Annotated in this window: 23 protein-coding genes and 2 pseudogenes; 10 read left to right on the top strand and 15 right to left on the bottom strand. The window is 61.0% G+C overall.

Annotation, left to right across the window (positions count from 1 at the left end):
• Positions 1-14: 14 nt before the first annotated feature.
• A complete protein-coding gene (locus tag ACM6IK_RS04580; RefSeq protein WP_414873339.1) occupies positions 15-362 on the bottom strand; it encodes a DUF6124 family protein in 348 nt (115 codons plus the stop codon).
• Between the two features lie 637 nt (positions 363-999).
• Here ACM6IK_RS04580 and ACM6IK_RS04575 point away from each other — a divergent pair.
• A pseudogene (locus ACM6IK_RS04575) lies at positions 1,000-1,248 on the top strand (AAA family ATPase); the annotation flags it as partial.
• 86 nt (positions 1,249-1,334) lie between these two features.
• Here ACM6IK_RS04575 and ACM6IK_RS04570 read toward each other — a convergent pair.
• A complete protein-coding gene (locus tag ACM6IK_RS04570) occupies positions 1,335-1,886 on the bottom strand; it encodes a DUF4174 domain-containing protein (protein ID WP_414873338.1) in 552 nt (183 codons plus the stop codon).
• A gap of 171 nt (positions 1,887-2,057) precedes the next feature.
• Here ACM6IK_RS04570 and ACM6IK_RS04565 point away from each other — a divergent pair, with 171 nt between their 5' ends.
• A complete protein-coding gene (locus ACM6IK_RS04565; protein WP_223463423.1) occupies positions 2,058-2,426 on the top strand; it encodes a VOC family protein in 369 nt (122 codons plus the stop codon).
• A gap of 19 nt (positions 2,427-2,445) precedes the next feature.
• On the opposite strand, the gene ACM6IK_RS04560 is transcribed toward ACM6IK_RS04565, so the two are convergent.
• Both ACM6IK_RS04560 and ACM6IK_RS04555 read right to left on the bottom strand, forming a co-directional pair.
• Positions 2,446-3,231, bottom strand: coding sequence for a sulfite exporter TauE/SafE family protein (locus tag ACM6IK_RS04560; protein WP_414873337.1), 786 nt, complete (start codon positions 3,229-3,231; stop codon positions 2,446-2,448).
• A 214-nt stretch (positions 3,232-3,445) separates the two neighbouring features.
• Entirely contained in the window at positions 3,446-4,195 is a 750-nt protein-coding gene (locus tag ACM6IK_RS04555; RefSeq protein WP_414873336.1) for a hypothetical protein, read from the bottom strand.
• Positions 4,196-4,387: 192 nt separating this feature from the next.
• Here ACM6IK_RS04555 and ACM6IK_RS04550 point away from each other — a divergent pair, with 192 nt between their 5' ends.
• Together ACM6IK_RS04550 and ACM6IK_RS04545 are read left to right on the top strand one after the other, a co-directional pair.
• The gene (locus tag ACM6IK_RS04550; RefSeq protein WP_414873335.1) at positions 4,388-5,209 is read left to right on the top strand and encodes an aldo/keto reductase; all 822 of its coding nucleotides are present in this window, start codon (positions 4,388-4,390) and stop codon (positions 5,207-5,209) included.
• Positions 5,210-5,238: 29 nt separating this feature from the next.
• A complete protein-coding gene (locus ACM6IK_RS04545; RefSeq protein ID WP_414873334.1) occupies positions 5,239-5,709 on the top strand; it encodes a DUF1810 domain-containing protein in 471 nt (156 codons plus the stop codon).
• Here the strand turns inward: ACM6IK_RS04545 and ACM6IK_RS04540 are convergent.
• Positions 5,674-8,034 (bottom strand): DNA polymerase II, encoded by a 2,361-nt coding sequence (locus tag ACM6IK_RS04540; protein ID WP_414873333.1) that lies wholly within the window; start codon positions 8,032-8,034, stop codon positions 5,674-5,676. The genes ACM6IK_RS04545 and ACM6IK_RS04540 overlap by 36 nt on opposite strands.
• A 332-nt stretch (positions 8,035-8,366) precedes the next feature.
• On the opposite strand from ACM6IK_RS04540, the gene ACM6IK_RS04535 reads away from it, so the two are divergent.
• Positions 8,367-8,807, top strand: a complete 441-nt coding sequence (locus ACM6IK_RS04535) for a CBS domain-containing protein (RefSeq protein WP_115947557.1) — start codon at positions 8,367-8,369, stop codon at positions 8,805-8,807.
• A 126-nt stretch (positions 8,808-8,933) separates the two neighbouring features.
• Here the strand turns inward: ACM6IK_RS04535 and ACM6IK_RS04530 are convergent, their stop codons facing one another.
• Positions 8,934-9,557: a glutathione S-transferase family protein gene (locus ACM6IK_RS04530; RefSeq protein ID WP_414873332.1), complete on the bottom strand. Its 624-nt coding sequence runs from the start codon at positions 9,555-9,557 to the stop codon at positions 8,934-8,936.
• 261 nt (positions 9,558-9,818) lie between these two features.
• Between ACM6IK_RS04530 and ACM6IK_RS04525 the strand changes: the two are divergent.
• Positions 9,819-10,100 (top strand): annotated as a pseudogene (locus ACM6IK_RS04525) (phage infection protein); the annotation flags it as partial.
• Between the two features lie 79 nt (positions 10,101-10,179).
• On the opposite strand, the gene ACM6IK_RS04520 reads toward ACM6IK_RS04525, so the two are convergent.
• Positions 10,180-11,271, bottom strand: coding sequence for a DUF1615 domain-containing protein (locus tag ACM6IK_RS04520; protein WP_414873331.1), 1,092 nt, complete (start codon positions 11,269-11,271; stop codon positions 10,180-10,182).
• Positions 11,272-11,407: 136 nt separating this feature from the next.
• Here ACM6IK_RS04520 and ACM6IK_RS04515 point away from each other — a divergent pair, with 136 nt between their 5' ends.
• A complete protein-coding gene (locus ACM6IK_RS04515; RefSeq protein WP_414873330.1) occupies positions 11,408-12,943 on the top strand; it encodes an FAD-dependent oxidoreductase in 1,536 nt (511 codons plus the stop codon).
• Positions 12,944-12,999: 56 nt separating this feature from the next.
• On the opposite strand, the gene ACM6IK_RS04510 is transcribed toward ACM6IK_RS04515, so the two are convergent.
• Complete coding sequence (locus ACM6IK_RS04510) at positions 13,000-13,710, bottom strand: glutathione S-transferase family protein (RefSeq protein WP_414873329.1); 711 nt, start codon at positions 13,708-13,710, stop codon at positions 13,000-13,002.
• Between the two features lie 363 nt (positions 13,711-14,073).
• On the opposite strand from ACM6IK_RS04510, the gene ACM6IK_RS04505 reads away from it, so the two are divergent.
• The gene (locus ACM6IK_RS04505; RefSeq protein WP_414873328.1) at positions 14,074-14,745 is read left to right on the top strand and encodes a histidine phosphatase family protein; all 672 of its coding nucleotides are present in this window, start codon (positions 14,074-14,076) and stop codon (positions 14,743-14,745) included.
• Between the two features lie 137 nt (positions 14,746-14,882).
• Here the strand turns inward: ACM6IK_RS04505 and mnmH are convergent, their stop codons facing one another.
• The 5 genes from mnmH to ACM6IK_RS04480 form a co-directional block, all read right to left on the bottom strand.
• Positions 14,883-15,986 carry a tRNA 2-selenouridine(34) synthase MnmH gene (gene mnmH, locus ACM6IK_RS04500; RefSeq protein ID WP_414873327.1) on the bottom strand — a complete coding sequence of 368 codons (1,104 nt, stop codon included), beginning with the start codon at positions 15,984-15,986 and terminating at the stop codon, positions 14,883-14,885.
• Positions 15,986-17,020: a selenide, water dikinase SelD gene (gene selD, locus ACM6IK_RS04495; protein WP_414873326.1), complete on the bottom strand. Its 1,035-nt coding sequence runs from the start codon at positions 17,018-17,020 to the stop codon at positions 15,986-15,988. Before selD ends, mnmH begins: the two co-directional genes overlap by 1 nt.
• A gap of 176 nt (positions 17,021-17,196) precedes the next feature.
• Positions 17,197-18,153, bottom strand: a complete 957-nt coding sequence (locus tag ACM6IK_RS04490) for a quinone oxidoreductase family protein (protein WP_414873325.1) — start codon at positions 18,151-18,153, stop codon at positions 17,197-17,199.
• A gap of 28 nt (positions 18,154-18,181) precedes the next feature.
• Positions 18,182-18,355: a DUF1427 family protein gene (locus ACM6IK_RS04485; protein WP_108219199.1), complete on the bottom strand. Its 174-nt coding sequence runs from the start codon at positions 18,353-18,355 to the stop codon at positions 18,182-18,184.
• A gap of 106 nt (positions 18,356-18,461) precedes the next feature.
• Positions 18,462-19,241 carry an AraC family transcriptional regulator gene (locus ACM6IK_RS04480; protein ID WP_414873324.1) on the bottom strand — a complete coding sequence of 260 codons (780 nt, stop codon included), beginning with the start codon at positions 19,239-19,241 and terminating at the stop codon, positions 18,462-18,464.
• Positions 19,242-19,388: 147 nt separating this feature from the next.
• On the opposite strand from ACM6IK_RS04480, the gene ACM6IK_RS04475 reads away from it, so the two are divergent.
• Together ACM6IK_RS04475 and ACM6IK_RS04470 are read left to right on the top strand one after the other, a co-directional pair.
• A complete protein-coding gene (locus ACM6IK_RS04475; protein ID WP_064678785.1) occupies positions 19,389-19,616 on the top strand; it encodes a DUF6555 family protein in 228 nt (75 codons plus the stop codon).
• A gap of 34 nt (positions 19,617-19,650) precedes the next feature.
• Positions 19,651-19,929, top strand: a complete 279-nt coding sequence (locus tag ACM6IK_RS04470) for a hypothetical protein (protein ID WP_414873323.1) — start codon at positions 19,651-19,653, stop codon at positions 19,927-19,929.
• A 26-nt stretch (positions 19,930-19,955) separates the two neighbouring features.
• Here the strand turns inward: ACM6IK_RS04470 and ACM6IK_RS04465 are convergent, their stop codons facing one another.
• Together ACM6IK_RS04465 and ACM6IK_RS04460 are read right to left on the bottom strand one after the other, a co-directional pair.
• On the bottom strand, positions 19,956-20,117 hold the full coding sequence (locus ACM6IK_RS04465) for a metallothionein (protein ID WP_414873322.1): 162 nt from the start codon (positions 20,115-20,117) through the stop codon (positions 19,956-19,958).
• 135 nt (positions 20,118-20,252) lie between these two features.
• Entirely contained in the window at positions 20,253-21,008 is a 756-nt protein-coding gene (locus ACM6IK_RS04460) for a methyl-accepting chemotaxis protein (RefSeq protein WP_414873368.1), read from the bottom strand.
• Positions 21,009-21,104 lie beyond the last annotated feature (96 nt).

Below are 21,104 nucleotides of genomic sequence, written 5' to 3'. Positions count from 1 at the left end.
AGAGGTCGCCTTTTTTACTTTATCGGCACACCTTCGGGCGGGTCGACATTGTCCAGCGCGCGGTTCACCAACAACTCACCCACCACTGCCAATTGCTGAATCGACAGCGCCACATTGCGGTTGGAGCTTTCCAGGTTACAGGCCAGATCGGTGACCAGCACGTTCAGTGACGCGAGGGTTTCGCAGGCGTGGCACAACAGCGTCGGGGTGTCGACGTTTGGGAGAATGGTGAAGATGTGGCTGACAGGGTCGGCGTGCTTGGGGTTGCGCAAGCGAGCGCTGACGGCGGGTTCGGTGATGTCGGAGAGTGGGACATCTGAGTCAGATGGGGATTCCGGGGGATTCGGACTTAGCTTTTTCATGAAGAAGTACCACTGGGGATTGTTGAGAAAACTACCCATCTCACTTCCACATGAGGGTGGCAGCTGTACGCAGGTGTGGAAGTCCAGGTCAATCCACCAAAACCCGGTGCACTCGAAAGTGCTCCCGCGCACAGCCGCCAAAACGCGGCGATGTTGACATAAAAAATGTCGACTTGCGCTCTAGGGGCATTGGTAGATGGCTTGAACCAACGGACTTCCACATCCGACCGCTGATTTTCAGCGGCTGAAGAAGGTTATCGATACGGCCCAATGGGCACCAGTTCACGGGGTGCGCCACGTCATGCAGGAAATTTCCGACGCAACTGAAGTCCTTTGCCTACGCTCGATTTTCTGAGCATCCAGTTACAAATACCTTTTTGCTCATGACCGTTGTGATGCAGGTGAAACCGTTGTATCTAATGGACCTCCCAAGCCTTAATGTCAGTCAGTCAAGGGATCGACCCGCGCTGATTAACCTGTGGCGAGAGAGCTTGTCGGATCGCCGCACCGTCCCGCCGGGCAGCGAAGCGGCCCCAACAAATGGGCCTGCTGCGCAGTCCAGCGGGAGCAAGCTCCCTCGCCACGGGTTCAGTGTCTCGGCTTAACTATCGGCATTATTCCAAGCCTGCTGAATCAGTCTCTGGACAACCCATTGGAGGGTGACGGCATCGTCCTGATCGACGAGGTCGATTTGCACCTGCACCCTAAATGGCAACGCAGTTTGATTCGGCAGTTGAGTGAGACTTTCCCCAATTGCCAGTTTGTACTGACAACCCACTCGCCATTGGTCATCAGCGACGCGAAAGATGTGCTGTGCTACGTGCTCAATGACGGGGAACTGCACGAACAATCAGGCCTGTATGGATTGGATGCCAATCAGGTGCTTCTGGAAGAACGCAACCTGGCACAAAACCTTTGGGAGCGAGCTTGCTCCCACAGGTTAATTGCTCACCACAAGAATTCAGTGTCGGTTCAATCATCCGGCATTTCAGGCGGTTTGGCGGCCTTCGCCGGTTTGCTGCTTTTCCCGGGCTTGGTGCCTTTGGCCGCCGGCTCGGCCTCAGTGACCGGCGCCGCCACTGTCGCGGTGAATTCTTTCTCGGCCGCCGGCAACTGATCGACAGCGCTGAAAATCTCGTCCAGCTTGATGGCGTCCGATTGTTCGAGTTTCTTTTCGCCGTCCTTGCCGACCAGGATGACCTTGGTCTTGGCGCCGGCGCCCAGCTTGAGCGAGCGGATCAGCGCCGCCGTGTCTTGTGGCCCGAGGTCTTTGCCGTCGCGCTGGCCCATCAGGTTCAGCACGGTGTAGAGCACCATGTTGCGGTCGGTGAACCCCTTGCGATTGGCCGGTTCATCCAGCGACTTTTTCAGGCCGACCCAGATCGGATCAACAGCACTTGGAGCGATGACAATCAGTGGTCGGGCCCTGCCCTTGTCCATGTCCAGCGGTGAGTCGCCATCAGTGGCGAACGAAGTGCCGGCAATCGCCAGCAAGGTAGCCAGGGTCAGTGACCTGATGAGCATGCGCATCTCCTTTTGATATCCACGCTCTAATGATTGCGCATTGCGGCGATCAACGTACCGCAAATATGTCTCGCCTTGCCCCAAGCTTAGGTCAGGGCGGTCATTGCGCAACAGGCTGGGCTAATCTGAAGACTCATGACAACCCGCCTGATCCGTCGTGAGGACTTGTGCATGAGCGCTCAGTTGAACCACACCATCGTCTGGTGCCGGGACAAGCAGGTTTCGGCGAATTTCCTGGCCAGCCTCCTCGGCCTCCCCGCCCCGCAGCCCTTCGGGCCCATGCTGATCGTCAAACTGGATAACGGCGTGTCACTGGATTTCTACGACAACGACCCGCCGATAGCCTCCCAGCACTATGCATTCTTGATGGGCGACGAGGATTTCGATGCGGCCTTCGCACGCCTGCAAGCCAACGGTCAGCCATGGTGGGCCGACCCGTGCAAGCAGCGACTGAGGGAGATCAATGATTACGCGGGAGGACGGCGGGTGTATTTCGATGACCCGGACGGGCATCTGCTGGAAATATTCACCCGCGAATGACGCTGCGTGGCGGCTTGAATCAGAACGCCAGTTTGTAACCGATCAACAACAGCATGGTCGCCAGGCAAGGGCGCAGCAGTTCATCGGAGATGCGCCCGGTCAGGTGGCTGCCCAGGTAAATCCCCGGCAACGAGCCCACCAGCAAGTAACCCAGGACGTGCCAATCCATGTTGCCCATGCTGGCATGGCCAAGGCCTGCGACCAGGGTCAGCGGTACGGCGTGGGCGATTTCAGTCCCCACCAGGCGGCGGGTCGGCAGCATCGGGTAGAGAATGAACAGCGCCACGGTGCCCAGTGCGCCGGCACCGATGGACGTCAGTGCGACCATGGCGCCAAGGACCAGCCCGGTGATGACCGTCATCACGTTCAAACGCAATCCGCTGGGGTTGTAATGGCCGCCCGCCCGTTTGTGGGCGAAGTCGAGCAGGCGCTTCTTGAACAGGATCGCCAGTGCCGTGGCAAACAACACAAAACCGAGGGCCTGCTTGATGATCGCGTTCATCGCCTCGGGGGCGCTGTGCAGGGTGCTGAGGAACCACAGCGTCAACGCCACCGCGGGCACGCTGCCCAAGGTCAGCCAGCCGGTAATCGCCCAGTCGATGTTGTTGTTCTTGCGGTGAACCAGTACACCGCTGGACTTGGTGATGGCGGCGTACAGCAGGTCGGTACCGACCGCCGTCGCCGGGTTGATGCCGAACCCTAGCAGGATCGGGGTCATGAGCGACCCGCCCCCCACGCCAGTCATGCCGACGATGAAGCCGACGACCAGCCCGGCAACGACCAACCCGATGTTCACTAAATCCATGAATACGTCCACAAAGAGCGCAAGGGAAATCTGGCCCGCAGCATAGCGACATTTCTTATAACAAGTTATATCGATGCGATCTATCTTTATGCCTTAAGCACCGCCCCCCTGTAGGAGCGAGCCTGCTCGCGATAGCGGTGTATCAGTTGCATCAATGTCGACTGACACTCCGTCATCGCGAGCAAGCTCGCTCCCACAGGGTTAGCCACTGGACTCACTGCACCGGCAGGAAATTCAGGAACAGCAGGCTCTGGGCATAGTTCAAACCGATGCGCCGGTAGCGCTCGTCGAGCATCTGGGTCAGCAGGTCCAGCCGGGCGACGATCTTGCCGAACTCGACGGCAAAGCTCAGGTTGCTGCCCTCCTCCGAGATTTCGTTGGAGAACAGCAAGGGCTGGCCTTCTTTGTTCTGTCGCTGGCTGAGGATCCAGGTGGCGATCTCGATGTTGCGCGCGGCATTACTGACGAATACCGGGTTGATCGTATCGGTCATGTAGAACTCGAGGCGATTGCCATGGGCGGTCACCACCATGCTGCCGATGGCATAGATGAACGCCCCGACCCGATCGCCGAGAAACTCCGGGCTCATGGCAAAACGCAGAGCCGCGAGGTCTTTTTTACCGCCCAGGGTCGGTAATGGCTGCTGCAGCTCAATGGCCATGCGCACTTGCTTGCCGGCCGTGCGGGCATCGAGAAAACCGGACTTTTTCAGCTCATCGGGGTTGCGCAGGTAGAGCTTGCTCATCAGCAGGTAAAGGCTGTTGAGGTTGTCGCGCATGGTCAGGGTGGCCATGCGATCGACACTGGTTTGCAGGAACTCCTGGGGTTTGCCTTCGCGCATCTGGGTGATGATGTCGCCGCCCTGCTGCTGGCTGCAACCGGTGACGAAGAACATCGACAGACCTGCCAGCAGCAGGCAATGACGGCGGATTTTTGTGCTGATCGCGGGTGAAACTCGAGCCATGGGTTCTTGAACTTGGGCATGGGCCGACGGTGGGGATCGCCGCAGGCTGCCATGGATAGAGCCGGACATGGCGAAAAAGTGCAGTATCGGGCGGCACCAATCGATCACTGGCAAGGGAATGTTCAATGAAAAAACAGATCAGAAAATCATCAGCTCGTACACTTTTCACCGAATACACACAGGAGGGTTTGCATGCGTACGCTTGAATTGGCTGGCGCCAGGGTCCCTGTTATCGGCCAGGGGACCTGGCAGATGGGTGAAGACCGCTCACGGCACACGGAAGAAGTCGCGGCCCTGCGCCTGGGTATCGAACTGGGCATGACCCTGATCGACACCGCTGAAATGTACGCCGAAGGCGGCGCCGAGGAAGTGGTCCGCGATGCCATCGCCGGCCAGCGCGACAGCGTCTTTCTGGTCAGCAAGGTGTACCCGCACAACGCGAGCCGCCAGGGCATTCCCTTGGCATGCGAGCGAAGCCTGCGCCGGATCGGCACCGATTACATCGATCTGTATCTGCTGCATTGGCGCGGCCAGTATCCCCTTGAGGAAACCGTTGAAGCCTTCGAGCGGTTGCGCGAAGACGGCAAGATCGGGCGTTGGGGCGTGTCCAATTTCGACCTCGACGACCTGCTGGAACTGGACGCCCCGGCCTGCGCCACCAATCAGGTGCTCTACAACCTGGCACAACGGGGCATAGAATTTGATTTATTACCCTGGAGCCGACAACGACGGCTGCCGGTCATGGCTTACTGCCCGATCGACCAGGGTGGAAAACTGCTCGCCAATGCCACTCTCAAACAGGTGGCCGCCCGATACGGCGTGACGCCGGCGCAAGTTGCGCTGGCATGGATTGTGCGTCAGGACGGTGTGATCGCTATCCCCAAAGCGGTCCGCCCCGAGCATGTACGGCTCAATGCCCAGGCTGCCAGATTGCAGCTTGAAGCCGGGGATCTGGAGGCGCTGGACCAAGCGTTTCACGCGCCACAATGCAAACAGCGGCTGGCCATGGTCTGAACCACCGCAGTCAGTCAGAGAGCTTCACCATGAGAAGCACCGACCACCTGGACCCGTTCAATCTGCAACGTTTTCTCGAGGCTCAGGACCCGGTGTTCGACCGGGTTCAAACCGAGCTGAACAACGGGCACAAGCGCAGTCACTGGATGTGGTTCATTTTTCCGCAGTTTGCCGGGCTCGGCGGCAGCGAGATGTCGCGCCGCTTTGCCATCCGCTCGCGGGAGGAAGCCCTGGCCTACCTTGAGCACCCGTTGCTGGGCGCCCGGCTACGCGCCTGCACCCAGGATGTGCTGAACATCCGGGAGCGCTCGGTGGCCGGGATTTTCGGCCATCCCGACGACCTGAAGTTTCATTCCTCGATGACCCTGTTTGCCCAGGTCACCGCCGCCGACAGCCTTTTCCAGCAAGCCCTGAACCAATACTTCCACGGCATCCTGGATGACTGGACCTTGTCGCTGATGGACTCAAAACAGGCCCAGTTGCCCCCCAATCAGGGTTGAGAAGTCGTCGTCGACAAACGGCAGTATCGCGTCCGCCACCGGTTGCAGTTGCCGGGTGATGTAGTGGTCGTAATCGATGGGCGCGCTGCGCACTTCCAGCGGCTCGGGGCCGGCAACGGTGATCACGTAGCTGATCCAGCCGCCGTTCTGGTATTGCCGGGGACGACCCTGGCGGTCGTTGTACTCATCGGCCAGGCGCGCCGCGCGCACATGGGGCGGCACGTTACGCTGATACTCCTCGAGGCTGCGGCGCAGGCGCTTGCGGTAGATCAGTCGGTCATCGAATTCACCGGTCAGGGTCTTGCGCACGTAGTCACGCACATAATCCTGATAAGGCTGGCGCAGGAAGATCCGCGAATACAGCTCCTGTTGGAATTGCCGGGCCAGCAGCGACCAGTCGGTGCGTACGGTTTCCAGGCCTTTGTAGACCATTTCGTCGCTGCCATCGGCACGGGTCACCAGCCCCGCGTAGCGCTTTTTACTGCCTTCTTCGGCGCCGCGGATGGTCGGCATCAAAAAGCGCTTGTAGTGGGTTTCGAACTGCAATTCGAGAACGCTTTGCAAGCCGTATTCCTGCTGCACGTGCTCGCGCCACCACTGATTGACGTGCGCCACCAGCGCGTGGCCGATCTGCGCCGCCTCCTGCTGACCATGGGCGCGACGCAGCCAGACGAAGGTCGAATCGGTGTCGCCATAAATCACTGCATGCCCCTGGGCCTCGATCAACTGGCGGGTGCGCAGCATGATCTCGTGCCCGCGCAAGGTGATGGACGAAGCCAGGCGCGTGTCGAAGAAGCGACAACCGCTGGAACCGAGCACACCGTAGAAGGCGTTCATGATGATTTTCAGCGCCTGGGACAGCGGTGCGTTGTGTTCGCGCTTGGCGATTTCCCGGCCTTCGGCCACCCGGGCGACGATGGATGGCAGGCAATGCCGGGTGCGCGAAAAGCGCGCGCCACGAAAACCCGGTACCGACTCACTGTCGTCCGGGTGCTCGAGCCCTTCAATCAGCCCCACGGGGTCAATCAGGAAGGTGCGGATGATCGACGGATAGAGGCTTTTGTAGTCGAGCACCAACACCGATTCGTACAGTCCCGGTTGCGAATCCATGACAAAACCGCCGGGGCTGGCTTCGGGTGGCTTGCTACCAAGATTCGGCGCAACGAAACCCTGACGGTGCATCAGCGGCATGTACAGGTGCGTGAACGCCGCCACCGAACCGCCCATGCGATCGGCCGGCAAACCGGTGACGCTGGCCCGCTCCAGCAGGAAGGTGAGCAACTCGGTCCTGGCGAAAATCCGCGTGACCAGTTCGCAGTCCTTGAGGTTGTAGGTGGCCAGCGCCGGTTTGTCCTCGGCGAACATGCGATTGATTTCGTCCATGCGCTGGTACGGGTTGTCGATGGACTTGCCCTCGCCGAGCAGGGTTTGCGCGACGTTTTCCAGGCTGAACGAGGGGAAACTCCAGGTCGCCGAGCGCAGGGCCTCGATACCGTCGATGATCAGGCGGCCAGCGGCTGAAGCGAAGTAATGGTTGCCGCTGCCGTGTTCGCGCCACTGCATTTCCTCGCCGCCACGCCCCAATTTCAACGGCACCGCCAGGCGCCGGGCGTGTTCGTGAAGCACCCGCAAGTCGAACTGCACGACGTTCCAGCCGATGATCGCGTCGGGGTCGAAACGGGCAAACCACTCGTTGAGCTTTTTCAGCAACAGGGTCCGCGAATCACAGTATTCGAGCTGGAAATCCACCTGGCTGGCGTCGCCATTGGGCGGACCGAGCATGTACACCTGACGCTCGCCGCAGCCTTCCAGGGCGATGGAATACAACTCGCCCTGGGCAGTGGTCTCGATGTCCAGGGACACCAGCTTCAGGCTCGGCCGGTAGTCGGGATCGGGTTTCATCTGCGCGTCGAGCAGCAGGCCCTCGGCATTCGGCGTGCCACTGAAGCGTACCGGCGCGGTGATGAAGCGTTCCATCATGTAGCGTTCCGGCGGGCGCACGTCGGCTTCGAACACCTCGACACCGGCCCGGCGCAGCGCGGTTTCCAGGCGCATCAACTGGCCATGTTGCCGGCAGTAAAGCCCGAGGACCGGGCGATGTTCGAAATCCTGCAGGGCCAGGGGCCTGAGCTCGACGTTCTTCTCGTCATGCAAAACGCCTTCGGCCGCCTGACGCTGCACAGCAGGGATGAACGCCACCGACGGTTGATGAGGCAGGCGGATGCGCCGGGGACCGCTGTCGGTCGCCAGCCAGAACTCGACTTCCGTGCCGGCAGGGGTGTCGCGCCAATGCCGGGTCAGGACGAAGCCCTGCTGTAGATCCACCACTGCAAACCTCGAAACTGATTCAGAGGGTGATTCTACCCGTCATCGGCCGGGATAGCGCGTTTGCCCCCGGTCTATCAGGCAAACACCGACCCTGTGGGAGCGAGCCTGCTCGCGAAGGCGGAATTACAGCCAACATCATCGTTGAATGTTAAACCGCTTTCGCGAGCAGGCTCGCTCCCACAGGAGGTGTGCCGGGCCGGAAATGTGGGGATTGCCAAAGAAAAACCGCCGAATGACGTTTTTTGCGCGTTATCTGCCGCTTTCGCCCTTGCCCTGAACGCTCGTGTCTACGATTCTTCAAGAACAACGACAACACCCGAGTAACCACCATGAAAACCGTCGCCCAACTGCTCAAGCTCAAAGATCAGAAGAATCAGGAAGTGCACCAGATCAAACCCGATCACATGGTGCTTGAAGCGCTGATGAAGATGGCCGAGAAAAACGTCGGCGCCTTGTTGGTGGTGGAGAATGATGAAGTGCTGGGCATCATCAGCGAACGGGACTATGCACGCAAACTGGTGCTGCACGGCCGCTCCTCGGTGGGCACGCCGGTGCGCGACATCATGGTGTCACCGGTGATTACCGTCGACACCCATCAAACCGTGGAGACCTGCCTGGGCATCATGTCCGATAAACGCCTGCGGCACTTGCCGGTGGTGGAAGGCGGTAAATTGATTGGCCTGTTGTCGATTGGTGACCTGGTCAAGGAAGCGATCGCCGAACAGGCGGAGCTGATCAAGCAGCTGGAGCAGTACATTCGCGGGGAGTGAGACGACACGACGAGGATCCCCTGTGGGAGCGAGCTTGCTCGCGATAGCGGCCAGACATTCAGCATAGATGTCGACCAATATGGCCCCATCGCGAGCAAGCTCGCTCCCACAGGGTGAGTGGTGTTCTCAGGCCGGCCAATGCCGGGCGAATACCGGCGTCAGCGCCGGGTAGCGGTCGATGCGTTCCAGCCAGGCGAAAAAACCCGGCCTGGCATTACGCAAATGCTCCCGACTACCCGCCCATCGCGAGATCACCGCCGCCAGCACATCCAGCGCCCCAGGCTTCTCGCTGCCCAGATACAACTCGCCCGAAAACTGATCGGCAAACACCTCCCAACTCCAGTGCAGGCGCCGACGGGCGCCCTCCATGAGGTTGTGCCTGGACGACTCATCCGCCTCGGCCAGCCAGCGTTCGGGGTAATCGATGATGCCGATGGCCGCATAGCAATTGCTCACGATGTACGCCATGCCGCGAATGGCCTGGGCCCGCTCGGCCGGCTCTTGCGGCAACAATCCCGACGCGGGAAAGGTCAGCCCGAGGTGAATCAGGATCGCCGCGCTCTCGGTCAGGACGCCGCCATCGGGTAGCTGCAAGGTCGGAATCTGTTTGAGCGGGTTGAGTTTCTCCAGCGCCTGGGCCGCCTCCGCGGAGGTCTCGACATCGATGAAGCGATAAGGAACATCACAGAGTTCCAGGGCGGCTTCGATGGCCGCCGCCCCGGAGTTCTGATAACCGTAGAGCTGGTACATAAACGTCTCCTTTCACACCGCGATCTCTGCAGTGCCTCATCATCCGTCCCGGCAGAGGAACGCGCCAGCTATCCAGTGTAGAAGCCGCCAACCGTCACACAGCGGCCATCCGACGATCGCATCATCACGCTCACAAGGGGCATGGCGCGGGTCCTATCATTGCCGTCGATGTTCACCATCACATCAATGAAGTTCTCATAAAAAATCCCCGGCGTAACATCAGCTCCATACCCACCCACAAGCACCCCGGAGCACACCATCATGAAACGCCAGACCCTCCTCAGCATCGCTTTCTCGGTTTTCGCAGTTAACGCTTTCGCCGCAACTTCTGCTCAACCTGTGGTCGCTGAAGGCGGCTCGGATCGTCTGATTGAAAGCCGTGTGGCCGAGGGTGGTTCCGATCGTCTGATCGAGAATCGGGTGGCTGAAGGTGGCTCCGATCGTTTGATCGAAAAACGCGTCGCTGCTGACGGCTCCGATCATCTGAATGGCAACCGTGTTGCCGAAGGTGGTTCCGACCGCCTGATCGAAAACCGCAACGCCTGAATGCAGTGCTTTACCGCAGGACTCAAGGAAAACCCGGCCTCACTCGCCGGGTTTTTTATGTGTTTTTTCGCCGCGATTAATTCCCTGCCCGCGCCATGCAGCGCTGGTAACGTTCATCGACCCGTTTGGCGAACCACGCGGTGGTGAGTTTGCGGGTGATTTTCGGGCTTTGCAGCACGATCCCCGGCAACACCTCACGGGGTAACGGCCGGCCCTCGGCCCGTTCGGCCAGTTCGAAAACCCGTCGATAGAGTTTGCTGTCTTCGAACGCCAGGGTTTTCCCCTCTTCCAGTTGCTCGCGAATCGTCGGATTGCGCATGTCCAGTTGCTTGCCGAGGGTGCGCACGGCCAGTTCCGTGGAGCCGGGCATGATCGAACCGTAGTTCACCAGATCGCCATCCAGCGCCAACGGGATACCGGACGCCCGGCTCACTGCGTTCTGAAACGCGGCGTTGCGGCTGGCGTACCAACCCGCGTTGAAGTCCGCAAAACGGTACAGCGGCTGCGGGTAGCTCACCGGGTACCCAAGCAGATGCGCGATGCCGAAATACATGCCGCCGCGCCGGGTGAACACTTCATGGCGAATCGAGCCCTTCACCGGGTACGGATAGCCCTTGGCCTGCTGTTCGGCAAAATCAATGCCGACTTGCATCGGCCCGCCGGTATGCACCGGGTTGAAGCCGCCGAACAGTTTTTTGCCCATCGGCACCATGTCGATGAAGTCGTCGAAAATCGCGCTCAGTTCCTTTTCACTGCGCGCGGCATTCAGGCGGTCGCTGTAACTTTTGCCGTTGGGCGAATCGAGCATTAACGCACCGCTCACCAGCAGGCCGGGAATGTGTGCCCTGGCGGCGCGGCGGTCGATCTCGTCGCGGGCGATCTTGCCCAGCCCCGGTACGCCCGGGTCGACCTGAAAAGTCGACTCCTGCTCGGTCACGGCCAGCACCGAGCACAGGTTTTTCGTGGTCGGCGAGAGGTCTTGCGCGGTAAATGCGACCTGGATATCCGTAGCCCAACCCTGGGGGTCGGCAGCTTTCGCCGGCAGCAAACGCACAATCTCTGCCTTCACTTGGGCCGGGGTGCGCGCCGCCGGTTCCTGGGTCCGTTGGCTGCCGCAGCCGGCCAATACCAGCAACACGGCGACGCTTGTGATCAATCTGATTTGCATGTCGTTCCATCTGATCCGTTTGTCCGGGCCAACCATACGACCAATGGCAGGTCAGCGGCTACGTCCGTGGCAGTCCGACGGTTGCCGCCCTCCCCGACTGGACCATACTTGATTCACACAGCGAGGAGGACAGGTCATGCACCGCAGCGACGTGTTGATCATCGGCGCCGGCCCGACCGGGCTGGTCCTGGCGTTGTGGCTGAGCAAACTGGGGGTGCGCGTGCGGATCGTCGACAAAACCTCCGCCCCCGGCACAACCTCCCGGGCGCTGGCCGTCCAGGCACGGACGCTGGAGTTGTATCGCCAGCTCGGACTGGACGACGCCGTGGTGCAACACGGCCATCAAGTAAAGGCCGGCAACTTCTGGGTCAAGGGTGAGCCCGTGGCGCGCCTGCCCCTGTCCCAGATCGGTGAGGGCCTGACGCCCTACTCGTTTCTAGAGATATTCCCCCAGGACGAACACGAACGGCTGCTGATCGAGCGCCTGGAGGCCTTCGGTATCGCGGTGGAACGCGACACCGAACTGGCAAGCTTCGAGCAAACCGCAGACGGCATCACGGCCACGCTGCACCTGCCTGACGGTCAACAGGAAATCTGCCAGGCCTGTTACCTGGCCGGGTGCGACGGAGCCCGATCGATTGTGCGCAAGACCCTCGACACCGGGTTTCCCGGCGGTACTTACCAACAGATTTTCTACGTCGCCGACGTGCAGGGCAGCGGCCCGACATTCAACGGCGAATTGCATGTGGATCTCGACGAGGCGGACTTCCTCGCCGTGTTCCCGCTTGGAAGCGGTGGTCGCGCGCGCTTGATCGGCACGGTGCGCGACGAACGCGCCGAACACGCCGAGACCCTGCGCTTCGAGGACGTCAGCAGCCGGGCCATCGAGCATATGAAGGTGAAGATCGAGCAACTGAACTGGTTTTCGACCTACCGCGTGCATCATCGGGTGGCGGATCACTTCCGCGACGGCCGGGCGTTTTTATTGGGCGATGCTGCCCACGTCCATAGTCCTGCGGGCGGCCAGGGCATGAACACCGGGATTGGCGATGCCATCAACCTGGCCTGGAAACTGGCGGCTGTGTTGAGCGGCAGTGCCGAGGCCAGACTGCTCGACACCTATGAAACCGAGCGCATCGCCTTCGCCCGCAAACTGGTGGCCACCACCGACCGGGTCTTCACGTTCGTCACCGCCGACGGGCCGATTGCCGATTTGCTGCGTACGCGCCTGGCCCCGTTCTTGTTACCGAAAATGACCTCGTTCGAAACCTCCCGTCAGTTCCTGTTTCGCACGGTGTCGCAGATCACCCTGAATTATCGGGGCATGCCATTGAGCACGGGCGTTGCCGGGCACGTGCATGGCGGTGATCGCCTGCCCTGGGCCCATGACGGTGAGGGGGATAACTTTGAATCGCTGAAATGCCTGACCTGGCAGGTGCATGTCTATGGCGACACCAGCGACGAGATGATCGCCTGGTGCAACGAGCACCATCTACCGCTGCATGTGTTCGACTGGCGGCCGGCGTTCGAAGCGGCAAACCTGGGGCGCAACGGCTTTTATCTGCTGCGGCCCGATACCTACGTGGCGATTGCCGAAACGTGTGCGGACCCGAAAGTGATCGAACGGTACTTCCGTGATCACGGGATCCGGCCGTTTTTTGGCGCTCCCTGACTCAACACCCCCACCCCTGTAGGAGCTGGCTTGCCAGCTCCTACAGGGGATGGTGTTCAAACCGAGACCGGGCTCGGAATCTGCAATCCACGCACCACCGCCGGCCGCGCCAGGAAACGCTCCAGCACCCGCGTGACGTTAGGGAAGTTCTGGATGCCCACCAGATCGCCGGCCTCATAGAAGCCGATCAGGTTGCGCACCCACGGGAAGGTGGCGATGTCGGCGATGGTGTAGCGCTCGCCCATGATCCAGTCGCGCCCTTCCAGCCGGCCGTCGAGCACCTTGAGCAGGCGTCTGCTCTCCTCGACGTAGCGGTCACGGGGGCGCTTGTCTTCGTAGTCCTTGCCGGCGAATTTGTTGAAAAAGCCGAGCTGGCCGAACATCGGACCGATGCCGCCCATCTGGAACATCAGCCACTGGATCGTTTCGTAGCGCGCGGCCGACTCCTGGGCCAGCAGTTGCCCGCTCTTGTCCGCCAGGTAGATCAGGATCGCCCCCGACTCGAACAGCGCCAGCGGCTGGTCGTCCGGACCGTGGGGGTCGAGGATCGCCGGGATCTTGTTGTTGGGGTTCAACGACAGGAATTCCGGGGACATCTGGTCATTGGTGTCGAAGCCTACCCGGTGCGGTTCATAAGGCAGGCCGATCTCTTCGAGCATGATCGAGACCTTGACGCCGTTGGGGGTCGGCAAGGAGTACAGCTGAATCCACTCCGGGTATTGGGCAGGCCATTTGCGGGTGATGGGGAATGCGGACAAATCGGTCATGGGCTGGATCCACGAAGACATTGAGAGTGACGATCATAATGTACATATCCGCTCAGCGATCCCTTGAAGCCATCAATCTCGCTGATAGAGGAGATCAAAAAAGATCACGACCGGCTTCAACACCATCCGGTGTACCTTATTCACCAATTCGAAACATCCTGTCGATAACCTTCACTGCAACCTGTTTAAGATTACCGGTACATTGCTGAGCTTTTGGCCGGAATCGAACCAAACGGGTTCAGGGGACTCTGAGCACCACTCCTTTGAAAACGGACCGGTTTCAACGACATGGAAAGCACCAGACAAATCGTGGTGTAAAGGTTTGTCAGCCTTAACCGAATAGTGCTGAAGATCCCTTTATTCATGAACCTGTTCAATTTTGCCCAACGCTTTAAACATCGCGCTTACCTTTTGTTGCCCGCCTTGTTGGTGGTCAGCGCATTGTTCCTGTCGCTGGAGTCCGGCCCAAGCCGCGCCCAACCGATGGATGGCACCCAGACCCTGGTCTTCCTGCGCCACGGGGAAAAACCCGCCGGCGGCCTGGGCCAGCTCAATTGCCAGGGCCTGAACCGCGCGATCGGCCTGGCCACGCTGCTGCCGGAAAAGTTCGGCAAGGCCAACTATGTGTTTGCGGCCAACCCGACCCGTAACGTCGAGGAAGGCGAGTTCGACAATTCCTACAGTTACATCCGCCCCCTGATGACCATCAGCCCCAGCGCCATCAAGCTGGGCCTGCCGGTGAACATCAACTTTTCCGCCAACGACACCGATGACCTGGCCGAAGAACTGCTCCAGGGCAAGTATCACAACTCGATCATCTACACCGCCTGGTCCCACGGCTACCTGCCGGAGCTGATCAACACGGTGGCCGGAGAAGCCACCGGCCAGGATGCGAAGATCATCGATGACTGGGAGTCCAGTGATTACGACTCGCTGTATGTGCTGACCCTGACCTGGCACGACGGCAAGGCCAGTTTGCAGAGCCATGTGTACAAGCAAGGGCTGGATAACGGCGCTGAAACCTGCCCGACCTGATACCTGTCATGCCTGATCCGGCCCCATCGCGAGCAAGCTCGCTCCCACACTGGATCTGCGTCGTACACAATATCTGTATTCACTGAAGATCTACTGTGGGAGCGAGCTTGCTCGCGATGGGGCCGGATCAGGTTACATCACCCCCGCTGGCTGCCCCGCTCGCGCAGATACTCAAGAACCGCCCCCCGCTCCCCGGCAAACTCGATCCGTGCGTCTTTCTTCTCGCGCTGGAACGCATACATCGGATCGTAATACTCGCGCAGCAACCCTTCGATCCAGCCCCGGTGCAGATCCACCGCGCCACTGCGGGCCTGCTCCGCCAATGCCTCTTCCATCAAAGCCAGCAGACGCCGATGACGTTCGCCGCCCAAGCGTTTCTGCACATTGTTCAGGCTCGCCAGCAACCGCTCGGAAAACAGCGCAAAGCCCTCCTCGCCATGCACGCCGATGAATTCGGCGCACAGATCCACCACGTAGTCGCGCAGGATCCGCTCGACCCGTCCCTCAAAGCTGTCTTCCAGCCAGACCATCGGGAACTGCTGCATGCCCTGGTAGAGCGGCAACGGCAGCGCACAACTGCCCACCGCACGGCTTTCGTCTTCCAATACGAACTGTTCGATGCCCCGGGCGCGTTTTTTCAGCACGTCGACGGCCAGGCGGTTTTCGAAGTCGATATTCGAGGGTTGGCCCGTGGCGCGCTTGCCGAAACTGGAGCCGCGATGGTTGGCATGACCTTCAAGGTCCACGCCATTGTTCAGTTGCGTGAGCACCTCGGTCTTGCCGGTGCCGGTCATCCCGCCCAACAGGACAAAATCGCACTGGGCCACGGCTTGATCGAGGGTGTCCAGCAGGAAGGTGCGCATGGCCTTGTAGCCGCCGCCCACCCGCGGATAGTCGATGCCGGCCTCGTCCTTGAGCCATTGCTGGACAATCTGCGAGCGCAGGCCGCCGCGAAAGCAATACAGCAAGCCATCCGGATGCGCCCCGGCAAAATCGGCCCAGGCCTGGATACGTTCGGCCTTGACCGCGCCCGACACCAGTTGATGCCCGAGCACAATGGCCGCTTGCTGGCCGTGCTGCTTGTAGCAGGTGCCGACCCGCTGGCGTTCAGGGTCATTCATCAACGGCAGGTTGATCACGCCGGGAAACGCGCCCTTGTTGAATTCGACTGGCGCGCGGGTGTCCATCATGGGCCGATCGTTGAGGAAGATGTCGCGGTAATCGGTGTAATCGACAGACATCAAAACACCTCGACCGCGTTGCTCTGTCGCTCGACCAGTTCACCGATCGGTTCCAGGCTCAGGCCCAGCTCAGCGGCCACAGAAAGGAATTGCTCGTTGCCTTCGGGCGTCACGGCGATCAGCAGGCCGCCGCTGGTCTGCGGGTCGCAGAGCACGCGTTTGTGCAGCTCCTGAAGGCGTCCGAGTTTGCTGGCGTAGCTGTCGAAATTGCGCAGCGTCCCGCCCGGTACGCAGCCCTGTTCCAGGTAATATTCGACCCCCGGCAGGCGCGGTACGCGCTCATATTCAATGCGCGCCGTGAGCTGGCTGCCATCGGCCATTTCCACCAGGTGCCCGAGCAGGCCGAAACCGGTGACGTCGGTCATCGCGGTCACACCGTCGAGCTTGCCGAAGCGGCTGCCGGGTTTGTTCAGGGTGCACATCCAGTCCCGGGCCAGGCCGATGTCGGCATGACGCAACTTGCCCTTTTTCTCGGCAGTCGTAAGGATGCCGATCCCCAGGGGCTTGGTGAGATAGAGCAGGCAACCGGCGGTGGCGGTGTCGTTGCGCTTCATGTGACGCTTTTCCACCAGACCGGTGACGGCCAGGCCAAAGATCGGTTCTGGCGCGTCGATGGAGTGCCCGCCTGCCAGCGGGATGCCCGCCTCGTCACACACCGAACGACCGCCACGTATCACTTCCCGGGCAACTTCCGGTGCCAGCACGTTCACTGGCCAGCCCAGAATCGCAATCGCCATCAACGGATCGCCACCCATGGCGTAGATGTCGCTGATGGCATTGGTGGCGGCAATTCGGCCGAAATCGAAGGGATCGTCGACGATCGGCATGAAAAAGTCGGTGGTCGAGACCACGCCGCGTTCTTCGTCGATGGCATACACCGCCGCATCATCGCGCGAGGCGTTGCCGACCCAGAGTTTCGGGTCAAGGTTCTGCGCCCCGCTGCCGGCCAGGATCACTTCCAGCACCTGGGGGGAAATCTTGCAACCGCATCCAGCGCCGTGGCTGTATTGAGTCAGGCGAATCGGCTCGCTCATGGGGGTACCTCATTGGGTCAATGGGGCCGATTCTAACAGAGCGAGGCCTGCGCAAGGCATTGCACAGTCACGGACATTGTAGGCGCTGGCTTGCCAGCGAAAGCGGTCCGTCAGTTACGTTGATGTTGGATGTGCCGCCATCTTCGCTGGCAAGCCAGCTCCTACAGGGGGTTGGGTCATGGCAGCAGAATCACCTTGTCACCGCTGCCCTGGTTCACTTCGGCATAACGCTCCAGCCCTTCGGCCAATGGCGACTCGAACAGGCCCTGCGGCAACGGCAACAGATCCTGATCGAAAAACCGGCCGAACTGCTCGAGCATCGCCGCACAGGCCTGCACGCCATACAACAACGAGTTGATCCCCACCACCGAGCCACCCTTGCGATACAACGCCAGGGCCGGCAACTGCACGTGACCGTCCACGGGCGCCGCGATGATTGCGATGCGGCCGAATGCGGCCAGGGCGGGTACCGAGGCCGGCAGCCAGAAACCGGTGGTGTCGAAAATCACGTCGGCGCCGCCGGCGTACACGGCGTTGACCTGAGCCCCGAGGTCTTCGGGTTTATCCAGTTGCAGGGTCTGGTAGCCCTGATCCTGCAAGTCCTTGACCTGTTCCGGACGCCGCGCGGCCGCCAGCACCCGGGCACCACGCACCTTGGCCAGGGCCAGCGCGGCACTGCCGACCGCTCCGCCACCGATGACCAGCAATCGGGTTTCGGCCGTCACCAGGCTGCGCTCCAGCGCATCCCACGCCGTGGTGTACGGAACGCCGAGGCTGGCGGCCTGGGCGAAGCTCAGGTGCGTGGGTTTGAGCGCCACGCCATTGGCCGGCAGCTTGACGAACTGCGCATGGGAACCGTCGGCGAAAAAACCCAGTTCCCGCCCTGTGCCCCAGACTTCCCGGCCGATCAGCGCCTGCGGGCCGGCCACGACCACCCCGGAAAAATCCCGACCGGGAATCCGCGGCAAGGTGGTGTAGGAAAAACGTCCCAGCACGTTCTTCACATCGCTGGGGTTGAGGCCCGCGGCCTTGATCTCCACCAGCACTTCATCGGTGCCGGGTACGGGGGTCGGCACCTCGACGTAGCGCAGGGCCGAGAGATCACCGGTTTTGTCGAATTGCAGAGCTTTCATGGGCGTGTCCATTGAATAAAGGAAGGGTTCAGGAGACCCAGCCAGCCACCAGTTCTCGGCCCATCGGCCAGAGCTTTTCGCCGGCGAGCATGCCAAGCAGGCCGACCAACGCGATGGCAGGGGGTGCGGGGGAACGAAAATCCAGGGCGCCGTAGAGCAGACCGACGCCCAGACCGATGGCCAGTGACATGAGGAGGTTCATGACAGACTCCAGGGGCAATTGAGGTATGCGCTGAGTCTAGAGGGCGACACCTTTGAGCATCGGCCAAGTGCTTCTGAATTTCGGCCAAAGCGTGGCGCCTGTGGACTCAGTCCTGGCGTTGCGCCGCAGGAAACTGCGAGGGGGCGACACCCAGCTCACGACGAAACATGTCACTGAAGCTGCTCGGCGAATAGCCCAGCTCCCGGGCAATCGCACTGACCGGTACGCCCTGGATCAACTCGGCCACCGCCGTCGCCAGTTGCACCTGACGCCGCCACTCGGCGAAGCCCATGCCCAGACCGTCCTTGAACAGCCGCGCCAGGGTGCGCACGCTGGCTCCGGCGTTATCCGCATGTTGTTCGAAAGGAATATCCAGTGACGGCGCAGCCATGACCGCCTGACACAAATTCATCAATCGCCGGTCGGAATCGTCCGGCAGCGGGATTTTCAGCAGCGAACGCCTGGCGCGCTTGAGTTCCAGCAGCGCCAGCCCCACCAGTGCGTCGTAATACTCGGGCGGCCCGTCGTTGCCCTGCTCCACCAGGCCGACGATCAGCTCGCGCAGCAAACCGCCGACCTCAATGACTTGCACGCTGTCATCCAGGGTCGCCGCCAGGGACGGGCGCAAGTAGATGTTGCGCATTTGCAGCTCGGACACCACGCGAATCCCGTGGGGCACGCCGGGCGGCAACCACACCGCCCGCTGCGGTGGCACCACCAGCGCCTCGTGCGGCGTCTCGACCCACATCACCCCGCTCATCGCATACAGCAACTGGCCCCAGACGTGCTCGTGAGGCTCGATGTACAACCCGCGCGGATAGGTGCGAGCCAGCGGTTGCACGGGCACATCGGTGTCACTCAGGTCAGGTGGTGCGGCGAGGGCCATGGTCTATGTTCATTGGGGGGTCGGGAAGACCTCATGGTAACGAGGCGCCGAACTTGTCGCCAGCAACCGCCGCCGTCCGACAAACCGAGTGAATTTTCCAGATGGCGCGCGATCCTTTTATGTACAACAGGGAGGAACCGGAGCTTTATGAACAATGCAAAATTATTCGTCATCGAGTACACCCTCCATGGCGCTCCGAAATCATTCATTATCCGCCTGGAAAAAATGGATAACGCAGAAGCCTGGCATTGGGCGAGCTGTGACGCGGGGGTGGGACGAATCCCCCGTTTCGGACGCGAGAAAGTGCAAAAGACCAGCAAGCCGATGGCGGAAAAGTTCGGCGTGGAAAACGTCAAGTGGCGGCCGGCGAACTGATCACTGGCAACCATCAGGATCGGGGAGAAGGAAAATGATCGCGACACCTGTCAGCAGCCCTGCGCGGCTGGACTACGGTCTGGACACGCTATCGGGGCGCATCAGCAAAAGCGCCGAGTGCCTGATCGGACTGGAACAGGTCGAAAATGACCCATTTTGCTTCGCCATACGTGTGCTGGCACCACTGCCGGAAGATCTGGAGCAAGCGAAGACCTTGGTGGTACGGGTCGAAGGCCGGCGCCTGCAAGGCAGCGTCCGCCACAGCGAACGCCTGGAAGATGACAGCCTCAGGCTGGAAGTGGAGCCGGACTAGGCCCCACTTTTCGTGTGCCGTGGTGATCAGTGGGCACACTTGCAGCCTTGGGAAGCGCACTCTTCGCCATGCTCGTGATGCTTGGCACAGGCTTCGCAGCAATAGTGCCTGCCGTGACGGGCAATCGGATGTTCACCGAGTTTGCAGGAACATTTCGGGCAATCGCAGATACTTTCGCGGTCAATCATGGGGCTGACTCCTCTTGTGTGGTCGCCAGTGCTCAAATGCACACAGTAAGTGTAGGAGCTGCCGCAGGCTGCGATCTTTTGTGGCGAGGGGGCTTGTCGGACCGCCGCACCCCCTCGCCACAAAAAGTTGTTCCATCAGATCCGGAACTGCCCCACCAGACCGCCCAGGCGCTGACCGAGGTCGGCCAGGCTGCGTGACGTCTGCGCGCCGAGCTGGGTTTCGTCGGCGACGCTGTCGACCGCCACGGCAATCTGATGCACGCTGCGATTGATCTCTTCGGCCACGGCGGTCTGTTCTTCGGCGGCACTGGCGATCTGCGCGTTCATCGAATTGATGGTCGCGATCAGCTGGGCCATGGTGTCCAGCGAAGCCCCCGCCTCGTTGGCCTGGGCCGAGGTACCGTCGCCAGCCTCGCTGGAACGACGCATCGCCTCCACCGCCGAGCGGGTGCCAGCCTGCAAGCGGTCGATCATGCCCTGGATTTCCTGGGTGCTGGTTTGCGTGCGGCTGGCCAGCGCCCGCACTTCATCGGCCACCACCGCAAAGCCGCGCCCGGCCTCGCCGGCACGGGCGGCTTCGATGGCCGCGTTGAGCGCCAGCAGGTTGGTCTGCTCGGCAATCGAACGAATCACCCCGAGCACGCTGACGATCGACGACACGTCTTTTTGCAGGCTGTCCAGGGACACGCCGCTGCTGCGGATGTCGTCCACCAGCGCATGAATTTTCTCGATACTGCCGGCCACCACACGCTTGGCAGCCTGGCCTTCTTCGTCGGTCTGCCGGGCAGCCACCGCGGCATTCTGCGCGCTCTTGGCCACTTCCTGGGCCGCCGCCGACATTTCGTTGATGGCCGTGGCCACCTGATCGGTCTCCTGGCGCTGGCGCTCCATGGCCTGGTCCGAACGGTTGGCCTGGTCGGACACCTGATTCACCAGCCCGGTCAGTTGTGAGGTCATCTCGGTGATCTGCCGTACCAGGCCGTGGAT

Origin of the sequence: Pseudomonas sp. IT-196MI5 (assembly GCF_949767415.1) — a bacterium.
In the GTDB taxonomy this organism is placed as follows: Bacteria; Pseudomonadota; Gammaproteobacteria; order Pseudomonadales; family Pseudomonadaceae; genus Aquipseudomonas.
This window is presented reverse-complemented; position numbering and strand designations above follow the sequence as displayed.